Annotated in this window: 21 protein-coding genes and 1 tRNA gene; 9 read left to right on the top strand and 13 right to left on the bottom strand. The window is 68.0% G+C overall.

What is annotated here, in order from left to right:
* The first annotated feature begins 144 nt into the window (after positions 1-144).
* Positions 145-483, top strand: coding sequence for a hypothetical protein (locus STARVERO_RS05045; RefSeq protein ID WP_244616592.1), 339 nt, complete (start codon positions 145-147; stop codon positions 481-483).
* Between the two features lie 28 nt (positions 484-511).
* On the opposite strand, the gene STARVERO_RS05040 is transcribed toward STARVERO_RS05045, so the two are convergent.
* Positions 512-1048, bottom strand: coding sequence for a CreA family protein (locus STARVERO_RS05040; RefSeq protein WP_144342523.1), 537 nt, complete (start codon positions 1046-1048; stop codon positions 512-514).
* A gap of 248 nt (positions 1049-1296) precedes the next feature.
* On the opposite strand from STARVERO_RS05040, the gene STARVERO_RS05035 reads away from it, so the two are divergent.
* Positions 1297-2292 carry a DUF2865 domain-containing protein gene (locus STARVERO_RS05035; protein WP_144342522.1) on the top strand — a complete coding sequence of 332 codons (996 nt, stop codon included), beginning with the start codon at positions 1297-1299 and terminating at the stop codon, positions 2290-2292.
* A 30-nt stretch (positions 2293-2322) separates the two neighbouring features.
* Here STARVERO_RS05035 and STARVERO_RS05030 read toward each other — a convergent pair whose 3' ends face one another.
* From STARVERO_RS05030 to STARVERO_RS05010, 5 genes are all read right to left on the bottom strand, one after another.
* Complete coding sequence (locus STARVERO_RS05030; RefSeq protein ID WP_159598110.1) at positions 2323-3672, bottom strand: glutamate--tRNA ligase; 1350 nt, start codon at positions 3670-3672, stop codon at positions 2323-2325.
* A 51-nt stretch (positions 3673-3723) separates the two neighbouring features.
* Positions 3724-4527 carry a pentapeptide repeat-containing protein gene (locus STARVERO_RS05025; protein WP_159598109.1) on the bottom strand — a complete coding sequence of 268 codons (804 nt, stop codon included), beginning with the start codon at positions 4525-4527 and terminating at the stop codon, positions 3724-3726.
* Between the two features lie 101 nt (positions 4528-4628).
* Positions 4629-6302 (bottom strand): NAD+ synthase, encoded by a 1674-nt coding sequence (locus STARVERO_RS05020; protein ID WP_144342519.1) that lies wholly within the window; start codon positions 6300-6302, stop codon positions 4629-4631.
* 35 nt (positions 6303-6337) lie between these two features.
* Positions 6338-8251, bottom strand: coding sequence for a rhamnan synthesis F family protein (locus STARVERO_RS05015; RefSeq protein WP_159598108.1), 1914 nt, complete (start codon positions 8249-8251; stop codon positions 6338-6340).
* A gap of 138 nt (positions 8252-8389) precedes the next feature.
* Complete coding sequence (locus STARVERO_RS05010; RefSeq protein WP_159598107.1) at positions 8390-8770, bottom strand: winged helix-turn-helix transcriptional regulator; 381 nt, start codon at positions 8768-8770, stop codon at positions 8390-8392.
* Between the two features lie 170 nt (positions 8771-8940).
* Between STARVERO_RS05010 and STARVERO_RS05005 the strand changes: the two genes are divergently transcribed.
* Complete coding sequence (locus STARVERO_RS05005; protein WP_159598106.1) at positions 8941-9951, top strand: zinc-binding alcohol dehydrogenase family protein; 1011 nt, start codon at positions 8941-8943, stop codon at positions 9949-9951.
* 37 nt (positions 9952-9988) lie between these two features.
* Here the strand turns inward: STARVERO_RS05005 and STARVERO_RS05000 are convergent, their stop codons facing one another.
* From STARVERO_RS05000 to gor, 4 genes are all read right to left on the bottom strand, one after another.
* Positions 9989-10813 (bottom strand): alpha/beta fold hydrolase, encoded by an 825-nt coding sequence (locus STARVERO_RS05000; protein ID WP_144342515.1) that lies wholly within the window; start codon positions 10811-10813, stop codon positions 9989-9991.
* A gap of 140 nt (positions 10814-10953) precedes the next feature.
* Positions 10954-11778 carry an alpha/beta hydrolase gene (locus STARVERO_RS04995; RefSeq protein WP_159598105.1) on the bottom strand — a complete coding sequence of 275 codons (825 nt, stop codon included), beginning with the start codon at positions 11776-11778 and terminating at the stop codon, positions 10954-10956.
* Between the two features lie 97 nt (positions 11779-11875).
* Positions 11876-13261, bottom strand: coding sequence for a class II 3-deoxy-7-phosphoheptulonate synthase (locus STARVERO_RS04990; RefSeq protein WP_144342513.1), 1386 nt, complete (start codon positions 13259-13261; stop codon positions 11876-11878).
* Between the two features lie 157 nt (positions 13262-13418).
* Positions 13419-14825, bottom strand: coding sequence for a glutathione-disulfide reductase (gene gor / locus STARVERO_RS04985; RefSeq protein WP_159598104.1), 1407 nt, complete (start codon positions 14823-14825; stop codon positions 13419-13421).
* Between the two features lie 205 nt (positions 14826-15030).
* Here gor and STARVERO_RS04980 point away from each other — a divergent pair, with 205 nt between their 5' ends.
* The 3 genes from STARVERO_RS04980 to STARVERO_RS04970 all read left to right on the top strand — a co-directional run bounded on the left by STARVERO_RS04980 (position 15031) and on the right by STARVERO_RS04970 (position 18088).
* A complete protein-coding gene (locus tag STARVERO_RS04980; protein ID WP_144342511.1) occupies positions 15031-15996 on the top strand; it encodes a Bug family tripartite tricarboxylate transporter substrate binding protein in 966 nt (321 codons plus the stop codon).
* Between the two features lie 84 nt (positions 15997-16080).
* Positions 16081-16563, top strand: a complete 483-nt coding sequence (locus STARVERO_RS04975; RefSeq protein WP_159598103.1) for a tripartite tricarboxylate transporter TctB family protein — start codon at positions 16081-16083, stop codon at positions 16561-16563.
* 13 nt (positions 16564-16576) lie between these two features.
* Positions 16577-18088: a tripartite tricarboxylate transporter permease gene (locus STARVERO_RS04970; RefSeq protein WP_144342509.1), complete on the top strand. Its 1512-nt coding sequence runs from the start codon at positions 16577-16579 to the stop codon at positions 18086-18088.
* A 104-nt stretch (positions 18089-18192) separates the two neighbouring features.
* On the opposite strand, the gene STARVERO_RS04965 is transcribed toward STARVERO_RS04970, so the two are convergent.
* The 3 genes from STARVERO_RS04965 to STARVERO_RS04955 form a co-directional block, all read right to left on the bottom strand.
* Complete coding sequence (locus tag STARVERO_RS04965; protein ID WP_244616590.1) at positions 18193-18741, bottom strand: DUF2059 domain-containing protein; 549 nt, start codon at positions 18739-18741, stop codon at positions 18193-18195.
* A 24-nt stretch (positions 18742-18765) separates the two neighbouring features.
* The gene (rpiA, locus tag STARVERO_RS04960) at positions 18766-19467 is read right to left on the bottom strand and encodes a ribose-5-phosphate isomerase RpiA (protein ID WP_159598102.1); all 702 of its coding nucleotides are present in this window, start codon (positions 19465-19467) and stop codon (positions 18766-18768) included.
* Positions 19468-19616: 149 nt separating this feature from the next.
* Positions 19617-20159 (bottom strand): hypothetical protein, encoded by a 543-nt coding sequence (locus tag STARVERO_RS04955; protein WP_144342506.1) that lies wholly within the window; start codon positions 20157-20159, stop codon positions 19617-19619.
* 186 nt (positions 20160-20345) lie between these two features.
* Between STARVERO_RS04955 and STARVERO_RS04950 the strand changes: the two genes are divergently transcribed.
* The 3 genes from STARVERO_RS04950 (at position 20346) to STARVERO_RS04940 (ending at position 22520) form a co-directional block, all read left to right on the top strand.
* Positions 20346-21035 carry an HAD-IA family hydrolase gene (locus tag STARVERO_RS04950; RefSeq protein WP_144342505.1) on the top strand — a complete coding sequence of 230 codons (690 nt, stop codon included), beginning with the start codon at positions 20346-20348 and terminating at the stop codon, positions 21033-21035.
* An 87-nt stretch (positions 21036-21122) separates the two neighbouring features.
* Positions 21123-21197: transfer RNA gene (locus STARVERO_RS04945), tRNA-Val, on the top strand.
* A 204-nt stretch (positions 21198-21401) separates the two neighbouring features.
* Complete coding sequence (locus STARVERO_RS04940) at positions 21402-22520, top strand: site-specific integrase (protein ID WP_159598101.1); 1119 nt, start codon at positions 21402-21404, stop codon at positions 22518-22520.
* The last annotated feature ends 111 nt before the right edge of the window (positions 22521-22631 follow it).

Below are 22631 nucleotides of genomic sequence, written 5' to 3'. Positions count from 1 at the left end.
GACGGAGCGCTATCTCCGCCGCGCCGAAAGTGGGCGCCCGAATGGCGGTGTTAAGGCTCGGTTCAAACCTTCCCGCCATATTCGCGTTCACTTGCCGTGTATCCGCAAGCCCCACGCCAGCCGCCCCAACACACGATCCGTCCCATGTCCGCGATGCTCCCCGCCGTTCGCCGTCTCCGCCCGGCCATTCTTGCTGCTGCCCTCTGCCTGGCGCCCGGCCTCGCGCTCGCCGGGGGAGCCGACAAGCTGTTCCTGATCGATTCCTCGGACGGCTACGGCATCGATGCCTGCATCGCCTCGGGCGCGACCTGCGGACAGGCCATGGCGGACGCCTGGTGCCGGGTCCATGATTACGAGCGCGCCGTCAATTTCGGCACGGTGAAGTCGGACGCAGTGCTCGGTTCGGTCGGCACCACGCCGGTGCGCACGGCCTGCTACGGCAGCAACTGCCAGGACTCGGTCGCGATCACCTGCACGCGCTGACACCTGCACACGCTGAGCCGCCGCGCCCTCACTTGAGGTAATCGGCGCATTTGGGCGCCTCGTTCGTCGCGCCCCACGGCATGATCGGCACGGTCGAGGTCGAGTTCTTCGGGCTGCCGTCGATCAGCTTGTCCGAATAGACGAGATAGACCAACACGTTGCGCCGGGTGTCGCAGCCGCGCACGATCTGCATCTTCTTGAAGATGAGCGAGCGGCTCTCGCGATAGACGACATCGCCCTGCCCGAACTTGCTGCGGAAGGAGATCGGCCCGATCTGCCGGCAGGCGATGGAGATGTCCGACACCTCCTCCGCGACGCCCAGCATGCCTTTCATGCCGCCCTTTTCCGGCACGGTGTAATGGCAGGCGACGCCCGCGACCACGGGATCGTCGATGCCGTAGGTCGCCAGCTTGTCGTCGGGGGTCAGGAAGTTCCACACCGTCGACTTGCGGAAGATGAGGTCCGGCTCCTGTGCCCGCGCCGGACCGGCGAGGCCGAGCGCGCCCGCGAGAACGAGGGCGGCAAGAGGCAGGGAGCGCAGGGCGGCGCGAACGGCGCGGGTCATGGATGGGAAACTCCGGATCATCACCGCATCCGCATATGGGTATGGCGTGCTTTCCCGCAACGGCGTTCTTCCGCGCGAGAGGTGCCTTTGCGCGGGACGATGGCGGATCGCCACGCGAAAGAGTTGCATCGGTGTCGGAAAGCGGGTTCAAACTTTCGACAAGCTCGCCGTGCTCATTGCGCCTTCGCGTCGATTCCGGCACACCTGCCCGTGGTGCCGTCTGACAGGTCCGATTGCAGTCCCGACTGATGATGTTTCAACGCCCCCGCCTCGCCGCCTGCCTTCTCGCCGCCGCGACACTCGCCGCTTCCGTAGGTCTGGCGCACGCGCAGGGCGCACCGGGCGGCGACCGTGCGACCTGCATGCGGCTGGAGGGCCAGCTCTCCGCGCTCGACAGCGGCCAAGGCGGGCAGCCCAATCTCGGCGGAACCATCGCGCGCCAGCAGAAGGAGGTCGCGGACCTTGCGGCGCAGGCGCGCCAGCTGGGCTGCGACAAGCGCGGCTTCCTCATCTTCCAGCCGCAGCTGCCGCCCCAGTGCGAGGCGCTCAACAGCCGCCTGACGCAGGCGCGCTCGGCGCTCGACCGCACCATGGTGCAGGCGCGCGGCCAGCGCAGCGGCACCGAGTCCCAGCGCCGCCAGCTCATCTACGCGCTGGCGCAGAACAATTGTGGCCCGCAATACCAGGCCGCGCTCGGCCAGGGCCGACGCAACGACGCCGCCGGGGAGCAGAGGCGCCCGCGCAACTTCTTCGAACAGCTCTTCGGCGCACCGCGCACCCCGCAGGAGCCGGAGGAGTCCCCTTCCCTTGAAAACGTTCAGCCGATGGAGATGCCGAAGGTCTCGACCTATCGGACCGTCTGCGTGCGCACCTGCGACGGCTTCTTCTTCCCGATCTCCTTCTCCGCCAGCCCGTCGCGCTTCCCCTCGGACGAGGCCCAGTGCCAGCGCCAGTGCCCCGGCACCGAGGCGCGACTGTTCGCCTATCGCAATCCGGGCGAGGACATCGAGCAGGCCGTCGGCACCAATGGGCAGACCTACATGTCGCTGCCCAACGCCCTGCTCTACAAGAAGCAGTTCGTCGCCGCCTGCTCCTGCCGCCCCGCCGGCATGAACTGGGCGCAGGCGCTCGGCCAGCAGCAGGACATGACGCTGCGCAAGGGCGACATCGTCGTCACCGAGGACGCCGCGCGCGAGATGTCCCAGCCGCGCCCGGCCAATCCGCCGGCCGGCGCCAAGCCCTGAGACCTGTACTAAATCCTGATGGCCTGATCGTCAGCCCGGCTCGCCGCGCAGGCGCGCGAGCGCCCGGGCGCGGCCGATGAGCGGCAGCAGCGCCTTCAGTTCCGGCCCGCTCTCCGCGCCGGTAAGGGCAAGCCGCAGCGGATGGAACAGCGCGCGGCCCGACCGCCCGCTCGCCGGCTTCACCGCCGCCATCCAGCGCGCATAGACCTCACCGTCCCACGACTCCTCCGGCAGCAGCGCCGCCGCGTCCGCGAGGAACTCCCTGTCCTTGGCTGCAACGACGGGAGCAAGCGGCCCCTCGACCACGCGCCACCACACGGCGGCATCCGGGAGCCGGGCGAGATTGCCCCGCACCGCGAGCCAGAACGCCTCCCCGCCTCCAACGCCAAGAGCGGCGAGGCGATCCGCCACCGTCGCGAAGGGCAGATGGTGGAGCGTCGCCGCCGTGAGCGCGGACAGTTCCGCCGGATCGAAGCGGGCCGGCGCGCGGGAGATTTTGGCGAAGTCGATCCGCGCGGCGAGTGCATCGAGATCCGCTACCGGCTCCACCGCCAGAGACGTGCCCGTGAGCACCGCGAGCGAGGCCACCGCGAGCGCCTCCTCCCCCGCCTCGCGCAGCGCGCGCAGGGAGAGATGGCCGAGGCGCTTGGACAGCCCCTCGCCGCTCGGCAGGATCAGGAGATTGTGGTGACCGAAGGCGGGCGGCTTCGCCCCCAGCGCCTCGATGATCTCGATCTGCACGCCGGTATTGGTGACGTGGTCCTCGCCGCGCACCACATGGGTGACGCCCATCTCGATATCGTCGACCACCGAGGTCAGCGTGTAGAGATAGCTGCCGTCCTCGCGCACCAGCACGGGATCGGAGAGGGTCGCGGTGTCGACGCCCTGCTCGCCGCGCACCATGTCGGTCCAGACGACCTGACGCCCGTCGAGGCGGAAGCGCCAATGCGGCCGGCGCCCTTCCGCCTCCAGCCGCGCGCGGTCGGCCTCGGTGAGCTTCAGCGCCGCCCGGTCATAGATCGGCGGCAGGCCGCGCCGACGCCGCGAGAGGCGCCGCGTCTCCAGCTCCTCTTCCGTCTCATAGGCCGGATAGAGCCGGCCCTGCGCCTTCAGCCGCTCCACCGCCGCATCATAGCGCGGAAGCCGGCGTGACTGATGCTCCACCCGATCCGGGCGGATACCCAGCCAGTCGACATCCTCGGCAATGGCGTCCGCGAACGCCTCGGTCGAGCGGGCCGTGTCGGTGTCGTCGTAGCGCAGGATGAAGGTGCCGCCCTCGCGCCGGGCATAAAGCGCGTTGTAGAGCGCCGTGCGGGCATTGCCGACATGCAGGAGGCCGGTCGGCGACGGCGCGAAGCGCAGGACGGGTTTGATGCTCATGATGCGCGCCTTATCGCCGAGGCGAGAGCGGCTTACAACCACACCGACCCATCACTTGCGTATGGCGAGGCCCAGATTCCGGGCCGCATCCAGATTCTTCGCTTCCGCGAGGCCGGCGAGATCGATCAGCCGCGCCGAGTCGACATCGGCATTTCTGAAATCCGCGCCCGCCACATTGGCCCCGGTGAAGTCCGTGCCGGCGGCCTCCATGCCGACAAGCGAGGCGCCTGCCAGATCCGCCGTCCTGAGATTGGCATGGCGAAGCTGGGCGCGGGACAGGTTGGCACCTTTCAGATCGGCCCCTTCGAGATTGGCCGAGTTCAGTACACCGCGCATCAGGCCCATCGACTGGTTGCGCATGTCGGCGCTGAAGTCGGCGCCGGAGAGATCGGCCTTGCCGAGATCGGCGCGCGAGAAATCGCCCGCGATGCGGGCGCCGGAGAGATCGGCGCCGGCGAGCCGGCCATCCTGTGCCTGCGTGCCGAACAGGCGGGCCTTCTTCAGGCTGGCACCGGAAAGGTCGGCCTTCAGCATCCAGGCCTGATCGAACACCGCCCCATCAAGCCGCGCATGGGATAGATTTGCGCCGTTGAGCAGGGCGGCGCGGAAATTCGCCCCGGTCAGGTCGAGGCCGGACAGATCGAGACCGTTGAGCTGACGCCCCGCGAGATCGACAGGCTCGCCCGGCCTTGCGGCAGCGATCCGGGCCTCGACCTCGGCACGGGTCATTTCGGCCGTCGTCATCCGCGGCGAGTTCAGGTCGAGATAGCGCAGCATGTCCTGTGCGGCGGCCGGCACGCCGACGAAGCATCCGGCCAGCAGGATCGCGAACCCGACCGTCCTCGCCGTCGTCATAGGCCTCAACTCCGGCCGCACGCCCTGCAAAATCACAGGCAGGACAAGTGATAGCACCGGAGCGCGGACTCGGCGCATCACGACAGCGGGAAGGCCCGGCGCTACGCGGTCTCGCGGAAGCGGTTGGTGACGGGATAGCGCCGGTCGCGTCCGAAATTGCGCGCCGTCACCTTCACGCCCGGCGCCGCCTGCCGGCGCTTGTACTCGGCGATGTTGAGCAGGCGCTCGACCCGCGCCACCAGCGCCGCCTCGAACCCCTCCGCCACGATGTCGGCGACCGGCAGCTCACGCTCCACCAGACGTTCCAGAATGGCGTCGAGCACATCGTAGGGCGGCAGGCTGTCCTGGTCCTTCTGGTTCTCGCGCAGCTCGGCGGTCGGCGGCTTGGTGATGACGTTCTCGGGGATCACCGGACCGGCGGGGCCGAGGGCATAGGCCGGCTTCCAGCGGTTGCGCAGCGCGCAGAGCCGGAAGACCTGCGTCTTGTAGAGGTCCTTCAGCGGGTTATAGCCGCCGTTCATGTCGCCGTAGAGCGTGGCGTAGCCGGTCGACATCTCCGACTTGTTGCCGGTGGTCACGACCATGGCGCCGAACTTGTTGGAGATCGACATCAGCAGCGTGCCGCGCACGCGCGACTGGAGATTCTCCTCGGTCACATCGCGCGGCTGGCCGTCGAACATCGGCGCCAGCACCTTCTCGAGCGCCTCGACACCCTCGGCGATGGGCAGGATGTCGTAGCGCACGCCCAGCGCCTGCGCGACGCCGGCGGCATCCGACAACGACTCGTTCGAGGTGTAGCGATAGGGCAGCATCACGCAGTGCACCCGCTCGGGGCCCAGCGCGTCCACCGCCATGGCGGCAACGAGCGCGGAATCGATGCCCCCCGACAGGCCGAGCACGACGCCGGGAAAGCGGTTCTTCTCCACGTAATCGCGCAGTCCCATGACGCAGGCGGCATAGTCGGCCTCGTCCTCGAGCAGCAGCGGCGCCCGCGCGCCCTCCTCGCAGCGCCAGCCATCGGCCCAGCGCTCCCAGCGGGTGAGGCGCACCCTCTCCTGGAAATTCGGCAGTTGGATGGGCAGCGTACGGTCGGCATTGAGCACGAAGGAGCCGCCGTCGAAGACCAGTTCGTCCTGGCCGCCCACCTGGTTCACATAGGCGAGCGGCAGCCCGCTCTCGACCACACGGGCGACCGCGACATTCATCCGCTCGTCGTAGACGCTGCGCCGATAGGGCGAGCCGTTGGGCACGAGCAGCAGCTCCGAGCCGGTCTCGGCGAGGCATTCGATCACGTCCTGCGACCAGATATCCTCGCAGACCGGGACACCGATCCGCACGCCGCGGAAGGGGATGGGCCCCGGCATCGGGCCAGCAGCGAAAACCCGCTTCTCGTCGAAGGGGCCGTAATTGGGCAGGTCGACCTTGTAGCGCGCCGCCGCCACCCGGCCTTCATCGAGCAGCAGCACGGCGTTGTAGAGCTTGCCGCCGTCGAGCCACGGCGTACCGATCAGCAGCGCCGGGCCGCCGTCAACGGTATCGGCGGCGAGTTCCTCCACCGCCGCGCGGCAGGCCGCCTGGAAGGACGGCTTGAGCACGAGGTCCTCCGGCGGGTAGCCGGAGAGGAACAGCTCGGTGAAGACGAGAAGCTCGGCTCCCTGCTCAGCCGCCTGCGCCCGCGCCTCGCGCGCCTGACGCATATTGCCGGCGACGTCGCCGACGATCGGGTTGAGCTGCGCAAGCGCGATGAGGAGCTGGTCGGCAGGTTCCTGTGACATGGCGGTGATTTAGCGTTCCCGAGAGGTCCCCGCAATCAATCCCAGTCAGTGCCCGGCACCCGCACGGCGGCGACGCCGAGGCCGGCCTTGCGCACCACCATCGGCAGCAGGCGCTCCAGTCCGTGCATCACCGTGCCATCGTCCGGGATCGGCTCGGCGGGATAGTCCTGCCAGTCGAGGCCGAGGGCGAGCACCGGCGCCAGCGCCGCCGGGCGCACGGCGAACATGTTGCCGACCGGGAAGTCGACATAGGTGCCCATCGGCTCGGTGAGCCCCATGTCGCGGCGCAGCTCCTCGGCCACGCGGGCGTTGCGCGCCCAGTCGAGCAGATGCGTGTCTTCCGGAAAGACCAGGCCGACGCCGGGATGCGCCGCCATATGGGCGAGCACCGCGTCGAGCATGGCGTGCTCGCCGCCGATCAGGTTCTCCCACAGGAAGTTGCGCCAGGGATCGCCGATGGCGCGGCGGCGGCCCTTGGTCTTCTTGCCGTGCACGTGGAGGAAGACGTCGTAGCCGCCCCCGGTGAGCGCGTCGCGCAGGGCGGTGAGGAAGGGGCCGACGTCGCGGCCGATATTCGGCACGATGTCGATGCGCACGCGGGCGGGATAGTCCGCCGTCATCGCGCGCAGCTCCTCCACCTTCGCCGCCGTGTCGGTGGTGAGGAAGAGATCGGGGCGCGAGGCGTTGGCCGACAGGCGCTGCAACAGCTCGGGCAGCAGATCGGTGTAGAAGAAATGACCGTGCAGCGCGGTCCTGAGTCCGCTCGCCACGGGGGCGGCAGGCGGGCCGATGACCGGCATCGTCCACGGCCCCTCCGGCCGGCCGCGCTCGATCCAGTGCGAGAGCGGATAGCGCCGCCCGTCGAAGCAGGCGACGGGATGGTGCTCGGCATAGATCAGCGGGTGGAAGCCGGAGAACGGCCGGCGCAGCGGCGGGCGGTTCGGATGACGCCGCAGCAGCGCCTTGCGGCGCCAGTTGGCGATCAGCGTGGCGAGGCGCGCCGGAATGTCGATCTCGCCGGGCGGGTCGTCCTCGCGCACGATGGCGAGCATTTCCAGCCGCTCCGGCCCGGTGGCGAGCACCAGCGCGAGTTCATTGTCGAGCTCGGCGCCGATCTCGCGGCCAATGGCGGCGACCTCTTCCGGCGCCGACGCGACGACGAGACGCCGGCGGCCGGCGAAGCGCGGCAGCAGCGCCAGCGCGGCACTCCTCGCCACTTCCGACGGGAAGGCCACGGCGCCGGCACGGTCGAGCACGCGCTCCAGCGCCTCGTGGCGGCCGGCGTAGCTCTCCGGCGACCCGGCCAGCGTCACCACCGGGACGTTGCGCTGCTCCAGCAGGTCGGCGGCATCGGCCACGTCGAGCCCCACCGTCACGGCGAAGAGCGGGCGGCAGGCGGCGGCGCGGCGGGCCAGCGCGTCCAGCAACACCGGGCGCGGGGCGCGGGAGGCGGCAACGTCGATCGATACCAGCACCGCGCCGGCGACGCTCTCCGTCCGGCCGTCGAGCCGCAGGAGGATCACCGAGTGTTCGGGCTCCAGCGTGCGCACCAGCCCCTCGACGGGAGCGGCATCGCCCGCCACGACCACGAGCACGGCGCGGCGCCCGCCTTCGTCCGGGGATGGGAACGGCAGATGTGCGACTAGCGGCGCCAGCGTGTCGTCGGCGTGGGAAAGCCAGTCGGCGAAGGGACGCCGCGGACGGCCGGGTTCCTTGAAGACCACGCCTTCAAGGCCGGGGCGCGGGCGCTGATAGGCATCGAACAGCAGCGTGCGCAGCCATGGGCGCGGCCGGCCCTCCGTGTCGAACAGCAGGCGGCCGACGGAGCGGCCGGTCTTCTGGCTGGTGCCGGTGATCCACCGCCGCAGCTTGCTACGCCGTTTCGGCTCGAAATAGCGCCGCCGGGGCGAGACGCCCCCCGCGACGGGCTGCTCCGGGGTGGTGGTCATGATGATCCGATGGGCGATCCGAACGACATCCGTGCGCGCCACACCCACCCTGCCCGATTCGACGGCAAGACGAGGATATGGCGCTACCGGCCTTCTAATCAGCCGGATCGCCAATGGCGAGTCCGGAAGGCGAAAAGCTCATTCCGCCGCGATGTCGCTCGGCACCGCGTCGGCCGGCACGAGCTCGACCGGCGGCTTGCGCCGCGTGCCCCAGGCATGAAGCTCCTGCACCGCCACACGCAGGCGCTCGCCCTCGGCCGTCAGCCGATAGCCCACCTGCGGGGGCACGGTCGGGTAGACGGTGCGGGAGATGACGCCGTCCGCCTCCAGTTCGCGCAGCGCCTTGGCGAGGATGCGCTGGGTCACGGTCGGCATGCGCCGGCGCAGCTCGCTGAAGCGCAGCTCGCCGCAAAGCAGGTGGTAGATGATGCCGCCCTTCCATTTGGCGCCGATCACCTCCAGCGCCGCCTCGACGGCGCAGCCCTTGCCGCGCGAATAGTTGCCGTGGCGCCTCGCCATGTCCTCATCTCCCGATCGGAGCCGGAAATCTAGGTAGCGCGAGGCGTTTGCGGAAGGGACTTACAATTTCGATACCTGCCGACAAATTCGTGCGTTCTTGCGCTTCGACGGCCCATGGCAACATCTCGGAGCCACGATCAACTCACATGCGCCGCACGCAGGAGACCTCCATGAAAGCCGTCGGCTACGTCCAGTCGCTGCCCATCGCCGAGGAGCGCTCGCTCTTCGATTTCGACACCCCCGCCCCGGTTCCCGGTCCACGCGACCTGCTGGTGCGCGTGCAGGCGGTCTCGGTCAATCCGGTGGACACCAAGGTACGCATGCGCCGCGCCGGTACGGACGAGGCGCCGGTCATCCTCGGCTGGGACGCGGCCGGCATCGTCGAGGCGGTGGGGGCGGACGTCACCCTGTTCCGGCCGGGCGACGCGGTGTTCTACGCCGGTGACCTGAACCGGCCGGGCACCAATGCCGAATTGCATCTCGTCGACGAACGCATTGCCGGCCACAAGCCGAAGAGCCTCGGCTTCGCGGAGGCCGCCGCCCTGCCGCTGACCTCGCTCACCGCCTGGGAAGGGCTGTTCGATCGGCTGCAGGTACCCGCCAAGGATGCGGGAGCGAAGCTGCTCGTCGTCGGGGCCGCCGGCGGCGTGGGCTCGCTGGCCGTGCAGTTCGCCCGCCAGCTCACGCAGCTGACCGTCATCGGCACCGCCTCGCGGCCGGAAAGCCGCAAATGGATCGAGGACCTCGGCGCGCATGCGGTGATCGACCATTCCCGCCCTCTCGCCGCCGAGCTGGAAGCGGCCGGGCTCGGGCTCGTCGACTACACCTACACGCTCACCAACACCGACCGGCACTGGGCGGAGATCGTGAAGGGCGCGAAACCGCAGGGCCGCATCGCCATCATTGACGACCCGCAGACGCTCGATGCGCTGCCGCTGAAAGGCAAGAGCCTGTCGCTGCACTGGGAGCTGATGTTCACCCGCTCCATGTTCCAGACGCCGGACATGATCCGCCAGCACGAGATTCTGGAGGAGGTGTCGCGCCTCGTCGACGCCGGCACGTTGCGCACCACGCTCGGCGCCCATTTCGGCACCATCAACGCAGCCAATCTCAAGCGCGCCCACGCCGCCATCGAGAGCGGCCGGTCGATCGGCAAGATCGTGCTGGAAGGCTGGGGCTGACCGAGACGGGGACACCCCTCCCGCGCCGCGCAGCGAGCTAAACCGGGCCCTGGCCGGGCAGCAGGCCGGCCGGGTCCGAACCTTCCGCCACGCCGAGGCGGCGGGCAAGAAAACGCTCGATGCAGATGTAGCGCAGGCGCCGGAAGATGCCGGTCTTCTTGCGCCGGCGCATCTTGTGATAGGTCGCGGAGGCGGTGCGCTGGCGCCAGAGCTGCCGCTCGAAATCGCGCGCATCGAAGCGGTCCTCGGCAATGCCGATCACCGCCGCTTCCAGCATGCCGCACTCCTGCACGAAGGTGATGGTGGCGTGGCCGCTGAAATAGGCGCGCACAAGCTCCAGCGGCGCCTCCCGCCGCAGCCGCCGCACATGCCGGCGGTCCTGGTTCAGCGGATCGTAGAAGACGTACTTCACCGCCTCCCGGCGCGGCGGCTGGCGGTCCCAGATGAAGGACTTGCCTTCCGAGCCCCAGCGGCGCTCCCACCACCACACGCGCCACGGGTCGATGCTGTATTGCGGGGAAAAGGCGATCACCACATCCGCCCCGACCCAGTCGGAGAAGCGATAGGCCGCGTAGCCGCCCATGCTCATGCCGTAGGTGACGACCCGTGCCCCTGCCGGAAGATCGGCCCGCAGCCGTGCCAGCGCCTCCTTCATTTCCGGATAGTGATACCAGACATTTGCGGAGGGCAGGACGTGATAGGCGGTGAAGCCGCGGCTGCGGAAGAAACCTTCGCCGAAGCCCGCGCGGTCCGGCTTGTGGTTCGGGTTGAACGACTCGAAGGTGACGAACACCACATCCTCACGATGCCCGGGCACCTTGACGACGGAGACGTCAGCACTTTCGAAAATGGTCTGCCGCACGGGGCAGCCTCCTGAAACTCATCCGGCGCGAAAAGGCGTCCGCATCGCCGGCAAACTAGCGAAGTGCCCCCAAGCGCGGCAATGCCCCCGCCCTCACGAGCGCTTCAACATTCGGCAAGAAGCTGATTTTAAACGTCTTTCTAGCCGAACCAGTCGATGAAATCGGCCCGCAGGCGCCGCAGGAACCGGTCCCGCTTGCGCGCGCGCTTGGCGACATAGAGCGGGGAACGCTCGAGATGAGTCTTCAGCTCGCGCTCGCAGGCGGCCGCGTCGAAGCGGTTTTCGCCGATGTCGAGGATGGTGCGGCCGAGCAGGCCGGTTTCCATGAAGACGGTGATGGTCGCGTGGCCGGCATAGGGCACGCGCACGCGCACCACATCCGCCTCTTTCGCCAGCAGGCGCACATGATGCCGGTCGCGGTTGTGCGGGTCGTAGAAGAGATAGATCGGCACCCCGCGCGGGGTCGTCAGGTGCTCCCACAGAACCTGGCGGGGACGGTCGAACAGCCGGTCCCACCTCTTGTCCCAGGGCGTTACCTTCTTGTCGATGCTGTATTGCGGTGAGAAGGCGATGACGCGCGCCGCGCCGAGAAGCCCGGCGAAGCGGAACGCCGCATAGCCGCCCATGCTGACGCCATAGGCGACGATCTCGGTGCCCGGCGCGACGTCCGCCCGCACCGCCGCGAGCACCTGCTCCATCTCGGGGTACTGGAACCAGAAATTGTCGTTGGCGAGCAGGTGATAGGCGGTGAAGCCGTTGTCCTGCAGGAACTTCTCGCCGAAGCCCTGGCGGTCGCGCGGCGGATTGATCTGGTGCGCCTCGAAGGTAACGAAGGCGACATCGGTGCGCCGTCCGGGCGTGCGCACGACACGGACATTCTCGCTCGCGAAGATGACCTCGCGGCCGGTGTCCGGTCGCCCGGCATTCCCAGACGAAGTGTCCTGCTGCGAGACGTCCTGCGGCACGCCGGGCTCCAAACGAAAACACCGCAGCCGAAGCTGCGGTGTTTCCTTAACGTGGGTGCCGGAACGGGCAAAGGGCTTTTCGCCCGGCCCGCCCTGCTCACTCCGCGGCTTCGATCACCGGACGCGCGCGCCCGGCACGCTCCTGCTTGAGCAGCTCGGCGACGAGGAAGGCCATCTCGATGGCCTGCTCGGCGTTGAGGCGCGGGTCGCAATAGGTGTGGTAGCGGTCCTTGAGGTCCGCGTCCGAGATCGCGCGCGCGCCGCCGGTGCACTCGGTGACGTTCTTGCCGGTCATCTCCAGATGCACGCCGCCGGCATAGGTGCCCTCGGCCGCATGGACGGCGAAGAAGTCCTTCACCTCCTTGAGGATCTGGTCGAACGGCCGGGTCTTGAAGCCGGAGGCCGCCTTGATGGTGTTGCCGTGCATCGGGTCGCACGACCACACCACGGTGCGGCCCTCGCGCTTCACCGCGCGCAGCAGCGCCGGCAGGTGCTCGCCGACCTTGTCCGCGCCGAAGCGGGCGATGAGGGTCAGCCGGCCCGGCTCGTTCTGCGGATTGAGGGTGTCGATGAGGCGCAGCAGGTCGTCCGGCTTCAGCGAGGGACCGCACTTCAGACCGAGCGGGTTCTTCACGCCGCGGCAATACTCGATATGCGCGTGGTCCGCCTGACGGGTGCGGTCGCCGACCCAGATCATGTGGCCGGAGGTCGCGTACCAGTCGCCGGTGGTGGAATCCACGCGGGTCAGCGCCTGCTCGTAGCCGAGCAGCAGCGCCTCGTGCGAGGTGAAGAAATCGGTCGTGCGCATCTCCGGGTGGTTCTCCGGATCGATGCCGATGGCGCGCATGAAGTCGAGCGCCTCGGTGATGCGATCGGCGAGAGCCTGGTACCGGCCGGACTGCGGAGAGTCCTTGATGAAGCCCAGCATCCACTGATGCGCGTTGCCGAGGCTCGCATAACCGCCATTCGCGAAGGCGCGCAACAGGTTCAGCGTCGCCGCCGACTGGCGGTACGCCTCGAGCTGGCGGCGCGGATCGGGGATGCGCGAGGCCGCGGTGAACTCGATGTCGTTGACGATGTCGCCCCGGTAGGACGGCAGCTCGACATCGCCCACCTTCTCCATCGGCGCCGAGCGCGGTTTGGCGAACTGGCCCGCGATGCGGCCGACCTTCACCACCGGCGAGGCGCCGGCATAGGTCAGCACCACCGCCATCTGCAGGAAGACGCGGAAGAAATCGCGGATGTTGTCGGCCGAATGCTCGGCGAAGCTCTCGGCGCAGTCGCCGCCCTGGAGCAGGAACGCCTCGCCGGTCGCCACCTTGGCGAGCTCGCGCTTCAGCCGGCGGGCTTCACCTGCAAAAACCAGCGGGGGAAAGGAGGCAAGCTGACGCTCCACCGAAGCCAGGGCTTCGGCGTCCGGATATTCCGGCACCTGCTGAATGGGCATGGCCCTCCAGCTATCCGGCGTCCAGCGATCAGACATGACGGCCTCCAACAAACAGAAAACGCCGCCGAAGCTCGTCCTCGGCGGGAAAGGCGGGCCTTATACACCCAAGGCTCGCGGCAGCGCCAGTATGCCGCCGCAGGGTCAATCTTGCACGATTGCCCGGAAGAGGTAGGCGCGCGGGAAGCGCGCCGCCTCAAAGCGCCGGGGTCACCTCGGTGGAGGCTTCCGGCAGCGGGTCGCTCGACTCGTGCTTGCCCCGGAGCGTCACCAGTTCCTCGGCGGCGGAAGGGTGCAGCGCCATGGTGCGGTCGAAATCCGCCTTGGTCGCCGACAGGTTCAGCGCGATGGCGGCGATCTGCGCGATCTCCGCCGAGCCCTCGCCGATCAGGTGGACGCCGAGCACCCGGTCGTCGGCCTGATCGACCACGAGCTTCATGAAGACGCGCGTGACGCGGCCCGACAGGGTCGCCTTCATCGGGCGGAAGTCGGTCTTGTAGATGTCGACCCGCCGCCCCTGCGCGCGCGCCTCGGCCTCCGGGAGGCCGACCACGCCGATCTCCGGCTCCGTGAACACCGCCGTCGGGATGACGTCGTAGTTCACCGACCACGGCTTGCCGCCGAACACGGTATCGGCGAAGGCGTGACCCTCGCGGATGGCGACGGGGGTGAGGTTCACCCGGTCGGTGACGTCGCCGACGGCATAGATGGACGGCACGCTGGTGCGCGAGGCCGCGTCCACCGCGATGGCGCCGGCCTCGTTCAGCTCGACGCCCACCGTATCGAGCCCCAGCCCGATGGTGTTCGGCACGCGGCCGATGGCCAGCATCACCTCGTCGGCGAAGAGGTCGCGACCATCGTTCAGCCGCACGCGCTTGCCGCTCTCGAAGGCGAAGATGCCGTCGATGGTGGCGCCGAGCTCGAAGGTGATGCCGTTCTGCTTCATCTCGTCGATCATGCGGGCGCGGATATCCTCGTCGAAGCCGCGCAGCAGCTCGTCGCCGCGATGCACCACCGTGACCTGCGCGCCGAGGCCGGCGAAGAGGCTGGCGAATTCCAGCGCGATGTAGCCGGCGCCCTGAACGATGATGCGCTGGGGGAAGCTCTCCAGATGGAACGCCTCATTGGAGGTGATGCCGAGCTCGCGGCCGGGAAAGTCGAGGCCGAGATTGGGGCGGGCGCCGGTGGCGATCAGGATCGTCCGCGCGGTCAGCCGCGTGCCGTCGGCAAGGCGCACCGCATGCGGCCCCTCGATTACCGCGCGCTGGGCAATGATCTCGACGCCCGAACGCTCCAGATTGGCGCGATAGGCGCCCTCCAGGCGGGCGATCTCCTTGTCCTTGTTGGCGACCAGCGTCGGCCAGTCGAACGAGACGCCCTCCACGTTCCAGCCGAAGCCGGCGGCGTCCTCGAACTCGTGCGCGAAACGGGAGGCGTAGACGAACAGCTTCTTCGGCACGCAGCCGCGGATCACGCAGGTGCCGCCGACCCGGTATTCCTCGGCGATCTTCACCTTCGCCCCGTAGCCGGCCGCGATGCGCGCCGCGCGCACGCCGCCCGAGCCCGCGCCGATGACAAACAGGTCGACGTCGAAATGGTCCATTGCCCGGCTCTCCCGCTGCGCTGCGAATGCCTCAGGCATGTCGCCCCGACGGAGCCCGGCGTCAAGGCGGTGCATAGCTGCCGCGCGAAAAGCCTTAGACATCCGGGGAACTCGACACGATGGGCCTTCGCGCTCTAGCTTCCAGTCGGCGTTCAAGCGGCGGCCAGCGTCCAATGTGCCGCCGACTTATCCCTTGGAGGAAACCATGAAGCATATGTTCCGCGGAGCGCTGCTCGCCGCAGCCGTCGCCGTCGCGCCGTTCGGCGCCGCCTCCGCCCAGGTCAGCGAGCTGAAGATCATCGCCCCCGCCGCCCCCGGCGGCGGCTGGGACCAGACCGCCCGCTCGATGCAGCAGGTGCTGCAGGCCGACAAGCTCGTGCCGAACGTGCAGGTGATGAACGTGCCCGGCGCCGGCGGCACCATCGGCCTCGCGCAGTTCGTCAACACCAGCAAGGGCGACCCCAAGGCCCTGATCGTCGGCGGCTACGTGATGGTCGGCGCGATCATCACCAACAAGTCGCCGGTCAACCTCTCACAGGTCACCCCGATCGCCCGCCTCACCGGCGAATACGAGGCGATCGCCGTGCCGGCCAATTCGCCGCTCAAGTCGATGGCCGACCTCGTGGCGGCGCTGAAGGCCGACCCGCAGAAGGTGTCTTGGGCCGGTGGCTCCGCCGGCGGTACCGACCACATCACCGCCGGCCTGATCGCCAAGGCCCTCGGCGTCGACCCGACCAAGGTGAACTACATCGCCTTCTCCGGCGGCGGCGAATCCCTCGCCTCGCTGCTCGGCGGCAAGGTCACGGTCGGCATCTCCAGCCTGTCGGAGTACGACGCGCAGGCGAAAGCCGGCAAGCTGCGCATCCTCGGTGTCTCCAGCGCCGAGCGCCTGCCCGAGGCGAAGGACGTGCCCACGTTCAAGGAAAGCGGCGTCGACGTCGAGATCCAGAACTGGCGCATGGTCGCCGCCGCTCCCGGCATCACGCCCGAGCAGAAGCAGGCCCTGACCGAGACCGTCGACAAGATGGCCAAGTCGAAGGCCTGGACCGACCTGCTCGCCCAGAAGGGCTGGGCCGACACCTACCTCTCCGGCCCGGCCTTCGAGGCGCAGCTCGCCAAGGACATCGCGTCCACCCAGACGATCCTCAAGGATATCGGCCTCGCCCAGTAAGGGGTGGCCGGACCGTCTACCTTCCGCTCCCCCGGGCCGCGAGGCCGCGGGGGAGACTTGTTTCTACCCGCCGGGAGCAGCCCGATGAGCGATCCTCGCATCACCACCACCAAGCGGCCCGACAAGGCCGGCTTCGTCATCGCCTTCGGGCTCGCCGCACTGGCGCTCGTCGTCGGATGGGACGCCTGGCGGCTCGCCAGCATCAACGCCCACTCGGCCGTCGGCCCCGCCGCCTTCCCGACCATCATCGCGGCCGGCCTCGCGTTGCTGTCCATCGCCACGGCCGTGGAAGCGATCCGCCGGGGCGCCGTCGAACGGCCGCGCGACGAGATCGGCCCCATGGCCTGGGTACTCGCCGGCCTTGTCGGGCAGATCGTGCTGCTGCCTTTCCTCGGCTTCTCCATCGCCACCGGCTGGCTGTTCGCCGCCACCGCGAAGGGCTTCGGCAAGGGGCCGGTCTGGGCGCATCTGCTCGCCGGCACCGTGCTGTGCTTCGTCATCTACGTCATCTTCGCCAAGGGGCTCCAGCTCTCGCTGCCGCAGGGCCCGCTCGAGCGGCTGATCTGAGGGAACGCGCCCGATGGATACCTTTGCCGCCCTCGCTCAGGGCCTCATGATCGCCCTGCAGCCGATGAATCTGGTCTTCGCCTTCGTCGGCGTCATGCTCGGCACCGCCGTCGGCGTACTGCCGGGCATCGGACCCGCGCTCACCGTCGCGCTGCTGCTGCCGGTCACCTTCAAGCTGGACCCGGCCGGCTCGCTCATCATGTTCGCCGGCATCTACTATGGCGGCATGTATGGCGGCTCCACCGCCTCCATCCTGCTCAACACGCCGGGTGAAAGCTCGTCCATCGTCACGGCGCTGGAGGGCAACAAGATGGCCCGGGCCGGGCGCGGCGGGCCGGCGCTCGCCACCGCCGCCATCGGCTCCTTCGTCGCCGGCACCATCGCCACCATCGGCCTCGCGCTGGTCGCGCCCACGGTTGTCGACATCGCCATCTCCTTCGGGCCGGAGGACTATTTCGCGCTGATGGTGCTGGCCTTCACCACCGTCTCGGCGGCCTTCGGCTCGTCGGTGACGCGCGGGCTCACCAGCCTCTTTATCGGCCTGGCGCTGGGCCTGATCGGCATCGACCTGCAGAGTGGGCAGGCGCGCCTGTCGTTCAGCGTGCCCGACCTCCTGGACGGCGTGGAGGTGACGACGCTCGCCGTCGCCCTGTTCGCCATCGGCGAGACGCTCTCCGTCGTCGCCGCCGGCAACCGCGCGGAGGAGACCATCGAGCCGGTGAAGGGCTCGGTGTTCATGAACAAGGAGGACTGGCGGCGCTCCTGGAAGCCCTGGCTGCGCGGCACGGGCCTAGGCTTCCCCATCGGCGCCATGCCGGCGGGCGGCGCGGAAATCCCGACCTTCCTCTCCTACGCGCTGGAAAAGCGGCTCTGCAAGAAGCCCGACGAGTTCGGCAACGGCGCCATCGAAGGCGTCGCCGGCCCCGAGGCGGCGAACAACGCGGCCGCGGCCGGCGTGCTGGTGCCGCTGCTCACGCTCGGCCTGCCGACCTCGGCCACGGCCGCGATCATGCTCGCGGGCTTCCAGCAATACGGGCTCAATCCCGGCCCGCTGCTGTTCACCACCAATCCGGAGCTCGTCTGGGGCCTGATCGCCAGCCTGTTCATCGCCAATGCGATGCTGCTGATCCTCAACCTGCCGCTGGTCGGCATGTGGGTGAAGCTGCTGGCGATCCCGCGTCCCTGGCTCTATGGCGGCATCCTCGTGTTCGCCACGCTCGGCACGCTCGGTGCCAATCCCTCGCTGGTCGAACTCGGCATGCTGCTGGTCTTCGGCCTGCTCGGCTACGTGCTGCGCCGCTACGACTACCCGATTGCTCCGGTAGTGGTCGGCCTCATCCTCGGCCCCCTCGCCGAGCAGCAGCTGCGCCGGGCGCTCGCCATCAGCGTCGGTGACCCGGTGGTGCTGTTCCAGAGCCCGATCGCGCTGACGCTCTACGCGCTCTCGGCGCTCGCCCTGTTCGGGCCGCTGATCTACTTCCTGCTCACCGGACGCCGCGCCCCGGTCGGCGGCGACGAGGACTGAGCGCCCGCGCGGCGCTCCGTCCCATACTCCCAAAAGCAAAATGCCCGGCGTGAGCCGGGCATTTTCATTTCCGATTGGAAGCGTCTCGGGGAGAAGGCGACACCTCAGATGGTGAAGCCGCGCTTCTTCATCTCCTCGCGGACCCGCCCTTCCATCTCGCGGGAGAAGGTGGCGCTCCACGCCTGAATGCCGCTGAGGCCAGCGTCGAGCAGCTTCTGGCGGTTCTCCACCAGCTTCCGGCCCACGGCCGAGCGGTAGAAGGTCAGCAGTTCCTCAAGCTCGGAGTCGGTGAAGGCCGTGGCATAGGTGCGGGCCAGGATCTGCACGATCTCGCTGCGACGGCTCTCGTACTGGGGCACGAGCTGCTTGGCGACTTCGCGCAGGTCGCGGATGAGATCCGGATTGGCCTGCACGAAGCTGCCGGCCGCCTGTTCGATGATGCCGGGGATCATGGCGTCGAAGCTGGTCGCCTCTCCATTGGCCACGAGCAGCTCGTTGGCGAGCTTCATCCGCTCCGGGCTCGGTGCGGCAGCGCCGGCCTTCGCATCGCCCATGTTGAACGGCTGGTTCTGGGCCAATGCGGGAGCCGCGCCCGCGAGGGCGGCCAGCGCCAGCGCCACACCGGTCAGCCGTCCTGCAATATCAAGCCGCATGAATGTCTCCCTGACAAACATTGATCACGCGCGGTCTATGACCGTCACGCCGCCGGCGCCCGCGAGAATGACGCGGCTCGCCAGATTGATGAAGAGGCCGTGCTCCACAACGCCCGGCACGCTCGACAATTGCGCGGCCAGAGCCTGGGGATCGGCGATGCTGTGATAGGCGGCATCCAGGATCAGGTGTCCCTGATCCGTGACGAAAACATGACCATCGGCACGCCGACGCAGGGTCAGCAGCCCCTCGCAGCCGGCCGCGCGGGCGGCGCGATCAATGCCCCGGCGGATGGCGGCAACGCCGAAATCCACCACCTCGATGGGCAGCGGAAAGGCGCCGAGCCGCTCCACCTTCTTGGAGGCGTCGGCGATCACGATCATCTGGCGGGAGGCGGAGGCGACGACCTTCTCGCGCAGCAGCGCACCGCCGCCGCCCTTGATGAGGGAGAGGTCCGGCCCCACCTCGTCGGCCCCGTCGATGCACAGATCGAGCACGGGATGCTCGTCGAGCGTGCCAAGCGGCACGCCGAGGCTCTCCGCCTGCGCCCGCGTCGCCTCGGAGGTCGGCACGCCGACCACCTCCAGCCCTTCTTCGACCCGCTTGGCCAGAAGGTCGACGAAATGCTTGGCGGTCGAGCCGGTGCCAAGCCCGAGCTTCATGCCCGAGCGGACATATTCCAGGGCGCGGGCCGCGGCTTCACGTTTGAGGGCGTCAGCGTCGGACATGGTGCTCGCAAGGGCTCAGGCTGGAGGACTTCCAGTCTCCAAGCGCTGCCTAGCGCCGTTACGGCGCCGGGACAAGCCCACGGCAGCGCCCGGAGACACAACTTCCCGTCGCAACCCACCGCGACGGGCGACTCGCCGCAGCGATTCGCCTAGTGCGACGCCTCGGTGCAGACCACCGCCGGCTCGACGCCGCCGCCGTCCTTGGGCATGTCGCGCACATAGCAGATGCTCATCTGCCCGGTCTGCACGTTCACCCGGAAGATGCCGGTTTCGCCGGAATAGCGGGTGGTCACCATGTCGTAGGTGCCGGACGCGCCCGGGCCGGCGCTCGTATCGCGACGGAAGCAGCGGGTGACGCCGACGAGGCTGCCTTCCGGCCGCTCGAACTGGCAGGCGCTCACTTCGCCGGTACGCACGTTCACCGAATAGACGCGGTTCGCCTGAGCCGAGGGCGGAGAGCCGAAGACGAAGGGGCCGGACGACGAGGGAGCACCGACAGCAGCGTTGCCGGCCGGCGCGGCGGGGGCCGGCGCGGCCGCCGCGGGCGCAGGCGTGGTACCGGCGGGAGCGGCCCCCGAAGGCGCGGCAGGCGTCGCGGAAGGCGCTGTCTCCTGTGCTCCGGCCGGAGCGGCCATCGCCACGAGTCCCAGCACCGCCACGGCACCGGCGGCCGTTCCAAACCAGCTTCGCATGTTCAGCCTCATCCAAACGAATTCCCGAAACATTGCCCTGTTACCACCCCCCGGTGCCTTCCGCATGCGCCCGATGGACGCGCCACGCTGGACACGAAAAGCGGCGGGATTGTAGGCCTAGCAATCCTGACCCGTCTCGCGGCGGCGGGCAGCCACCGTTTCCCGTCACCATCCACGGAAATCGTCATGTCTGCGCTTTCATCCCAGCCCGCCGTGATCGCCTTCGACCTCGACGGCACCCTCGTCGACACGGCCCCCGACCTGCTCGACACGCTCGACATCGTGCTCGACGAAGCCGGCGCGCCGCGCCTGCCGCGCGAGGAAACCCGCAAGATGATCGGCGCCGGCGCCAAGGCGCTGGTCAATCGCGGGCTCACCGCCGCCGGAATCAACGTCGATCCGCCGGCCTTCGACCGGCTCTACGAGCGCTTCCTCCAGCACTATGCCGACCATATCGCTGATTCCTCGCGCCCCTTCCCCGGCCTCGTCGAGGCGCTCGACGTGCTGGCGGAGCGCGGCCACGTGCTCGCGGTGTGCACGAACAAGCTGGAATATCTCTCGCGCTTGCTCCTCGACCAGCTCGGCCTCACCGACCGCTTCGCCGTCATCGCCGGCTCGGACACCTTCCCGGTCTCCAAGCCCGATGCCGGCCATCTCATAGGCACCATCGAGCGGGCCGGCGGCTCCGCCCACCGCGCCATCATGGTCGGCGACAGCATGACCGACGTGCTGACCGGCAAGAACGCCCGCGTTCCCGTCATCGTCGTGCCCTTCGGCTACACCGATACTCCGGCGGAGGAACTGGGCGGCGACGTGCTGATCGACCACTACGATCTGCTGCCGGGAACGGTGGAACGGCTTCTCGGCCGTGGGTGACGGCGCGAGCGCGCTTGACACCTGCGACCCCGGCACACTAAATCCCGCCGCGATGGACGACGGCGCCGCGTCAACGCGGCGTCCGACGGGCGATTAGCTCAGCGGGAGAGCACTCCCTTCACACGGGAGGGGTCGCAGGTTCAATCCCTGCATCGCCCACCATCTCTTTTAAGTTCAACGACTTAGCAATCGCTATCACCCGGTGGGACATCGGAGTGAGACACGTCGTTGCACAACCCGACCTATCTCCAGCTGTCGCGTAACGGCATTTTCTACTTTCGGTGGCCGATTCCTCGCGGCGCTCATCCGAGGCGTGTCGCCACGACCATCCGGACATCACTTCGGACGCGAGAGCCTAGAGAGGCCTTGCGTCTGTCCCGCCTACTGACCAACCTTGCCGAGTTCGTCACTACGGAATCGATGGCACGGGGCATGAAGTTCGGAGAGATACGGGACCTCCTACAGGCGAGGTTCTCCGAGAAGCTGAGAGTCACCAAGCGGCGAGTTTACGACAACGGGCCACCGACGCCCGAACGGATCGCGAGCATTGAGACGGAGATCTCGGATGCAGACGACGCCATCAAATACGATTCGCCCCTTGTGCCTGGGTACGACGAACGTGAAGCGTTAGCTCTCTATGCCGAAGGTCTCGACCTTCAATTTCCGGAAGATCCTAACGAGTTCGCCATATTCAAAGGCGAGTTCAAACGGGCCTATCGGGGCTACCTGAGAGCGCTCGTCGCCCATCTGCGCACACTCGACGGTTACGAGTTTGGGACACAGCCTTCGGCATCCAATTTCCCATCCAGCGCCGCCCCTACGGATCAGCCGCTCGAAGCGGGGATCACGCTGGAGGATCTAATCAAGCGCTTCACCGCCGACAGGCAGAAGGCGAAAGCGTGGGGACTACGTACGGCCGATGAGAAGGAGAAACACTTCAACCTGCTCTGCGAATTGCTGGGCAGCGAGAAGGACGTGAAGTCCATCGCGATAGCGGACGCTCAGCGGATTAAGAATGTCATCACTCAATATCCGAAGAACCGATTTAAGAACCCTAGCCTCAAAGGCCGATCACTCGACGAAATTATGAAAGATCCCTCGATTGAGACGATCGATATCCTAACGGCGAATAAGTACATTCAGACATTCTCGTCGTTGTTACAGTGGGGAAAAGATAATTTCTACGTCTCACAAAATCTATTTGAACGCATGGTCATCCAGAAAGCTTCCTCCGGCGAAACGAGGGAGGCATTCAGCAAGAGCCAGATACGGCGCATGCTTGCGGAACTGACGAATGACGACAGTCTGTGGATCAGAGAAGAGTACCAACGTTGGGGACCACTGATCGGCATCTACACCGGCGCTCGCCTCAATGAAATTGCCCAACTGCGCCTCGACGACGTAAAGACAGACACAGAGACGGGCGTCCGGTACTTGGACCTCAATGACGATGGCGACGGCATGCAACTTGACCTGAGACCCTGAACTTCCTCCAGATTTGGGTAGAGTCCGTCGATTACGGAGACGGACGATGCGACCATCGCGGTTCACGGAAGAGCAGATTATCGGACTACTGAAGGAGCAGGAGACCGGTGC

Origin of the sequence: Starkeya nomas (genome assembly GCF_902703545.1) — a bacterium.
GTDB lineage: Bacteria > Pseudomonadota > Alphaproteobacteria > Rhizobiales > Xanthobacteraceae > Ancylobacter > Ancylobacter moscoviensis.
The sequence above is the reverse complement of the archived record's forward strand: the minus strand, read 5'-3'. Positions and strand labels throughout refer to the sequence as shown.

Coding starts and splice junctions, on each gene's coding strand:
- STARVERO_RS05045 (WP_244616592.1), top strand. CDS start 145: ATGTCCGCGATGCTCCCCGCCGTTCGCCGTCTCCGCCCGGCCATTCTT.
- STARVERO_RS05040 (WP_144342523.1), bottom strand. CDS start 1,048: ATGACCCGCGCCGTTCGCGCCGCCCTGCGCTCCCTGCCTCTTGCCGCC.
- STARVERO_RS05035 (WP_144342522.1), top strand. CDS start 1,297: ATGATGTTTCAACGCCCCCGCCTCGCCGCCTGCCTTCTCGCCGCCGCG.
- STARVERO_RS05030 (WP_159598110.1), bottom strand. CDS start 3,672: ATGAGCATCAAACCCGTCCTGCGCTTCGCGCCGTCGCCGACCGGCCTC.
- STARVERO_RS05025 (WP_159598109.1), bottom strand. CDS start 4,527: ATGACGACGGCGAGGACGGTCGGGTTCGCGATCCTGCTGGCCGGATGC.
- STARVERO_RS05020 (WP_144342519.1), bottom strand. CDS start 6,302: ATGTCACAGGAACCTGCCGACCAGCTCCTCATCGCGCTTGCGCAGCTC.
- STARVERO_RS05015 (WP_159598108.1), bottom strand. CDS start 8,251: ATGACCACCACCCCGGAGCAGCCCGTCGCGGGGGGCGTCTCGCCCCGG.
- STARVERO_RS05010 (WP_159598107.1), bottom strand. CDS start 8,770: ATGGCGAGGCGCCACGGCAACTATTCGCGCGGCAAGGGCTGCGCCGTC.
- STARVERO_RS05005 (WP_159598106.1), top strand. CDS start 8,941: ATGAAAGCCGTCGGCTACGTCCAGTCGCTGCCCATCGCCGAGGAGCGC.
- STARVERO_RS04990 (WP_144342513.1), bottom strand. CDS start 13,261: ATGTCTGATCGCTGGACGCCGGATAGCTGGAGGGCCATGCCCATTCAG.
- gor (WP_159598104.1), bottom strand. CDS start 14,825: ATGGACCATTTCGACGTCGACCTGTTTGTCATCGGCGCGGGCTCGGGC.
- STARVERO_RS04980 (WP_144342511.1), top strand. CDS start 15,031: ATGAAGCATATGTTCCGCGGAGCGCTGCTCGCCGCAGCCGTCGCCGTC.
- STARVERO_RS04975 (WP_159598103.1), top strand. CDS start 16,081: ATGAGCGATCCTCGCATCACCACCACCAAGCGGCCCGACAAGGCCGGC.
- STARVERO_RS04970 (WP_144342509.1), top strand. CDS start 16,577: ATGGATACCTTTGCCGCCCTCGCTCAGGGCCTCATGATCGCCCTGCAG.
- STARVERO_RS04965 (WP_244616590.1), bottom strand. CDS start 18,741: ATGCGGCTTGATATTGCAGGACGGCTGACCGGTGTGGCGCTGGCGCTG.
- rpiA (WP_159598102.1), bottom strand. CDS start 19,467: ATGTCCGACGCTGACGCCCTCAAACGTGAAGCCGCGGCCCGCGCCCTG.
- STARVERO_RS04955 (WP_144342506.1), bottom strand. CDS start 20,159: ATGCGAAGCTGGTTTGGAACGGCCGCCGGTGCCGTGGCGGTGCTGGGA.
- STARVERO_RS04950 (WP_144342505.1), top strand. CDS start 20,346: ATGTCTGCGCTTTCATCCCAGCCCGCCGTGATCGCCTTCGACCTCGAC.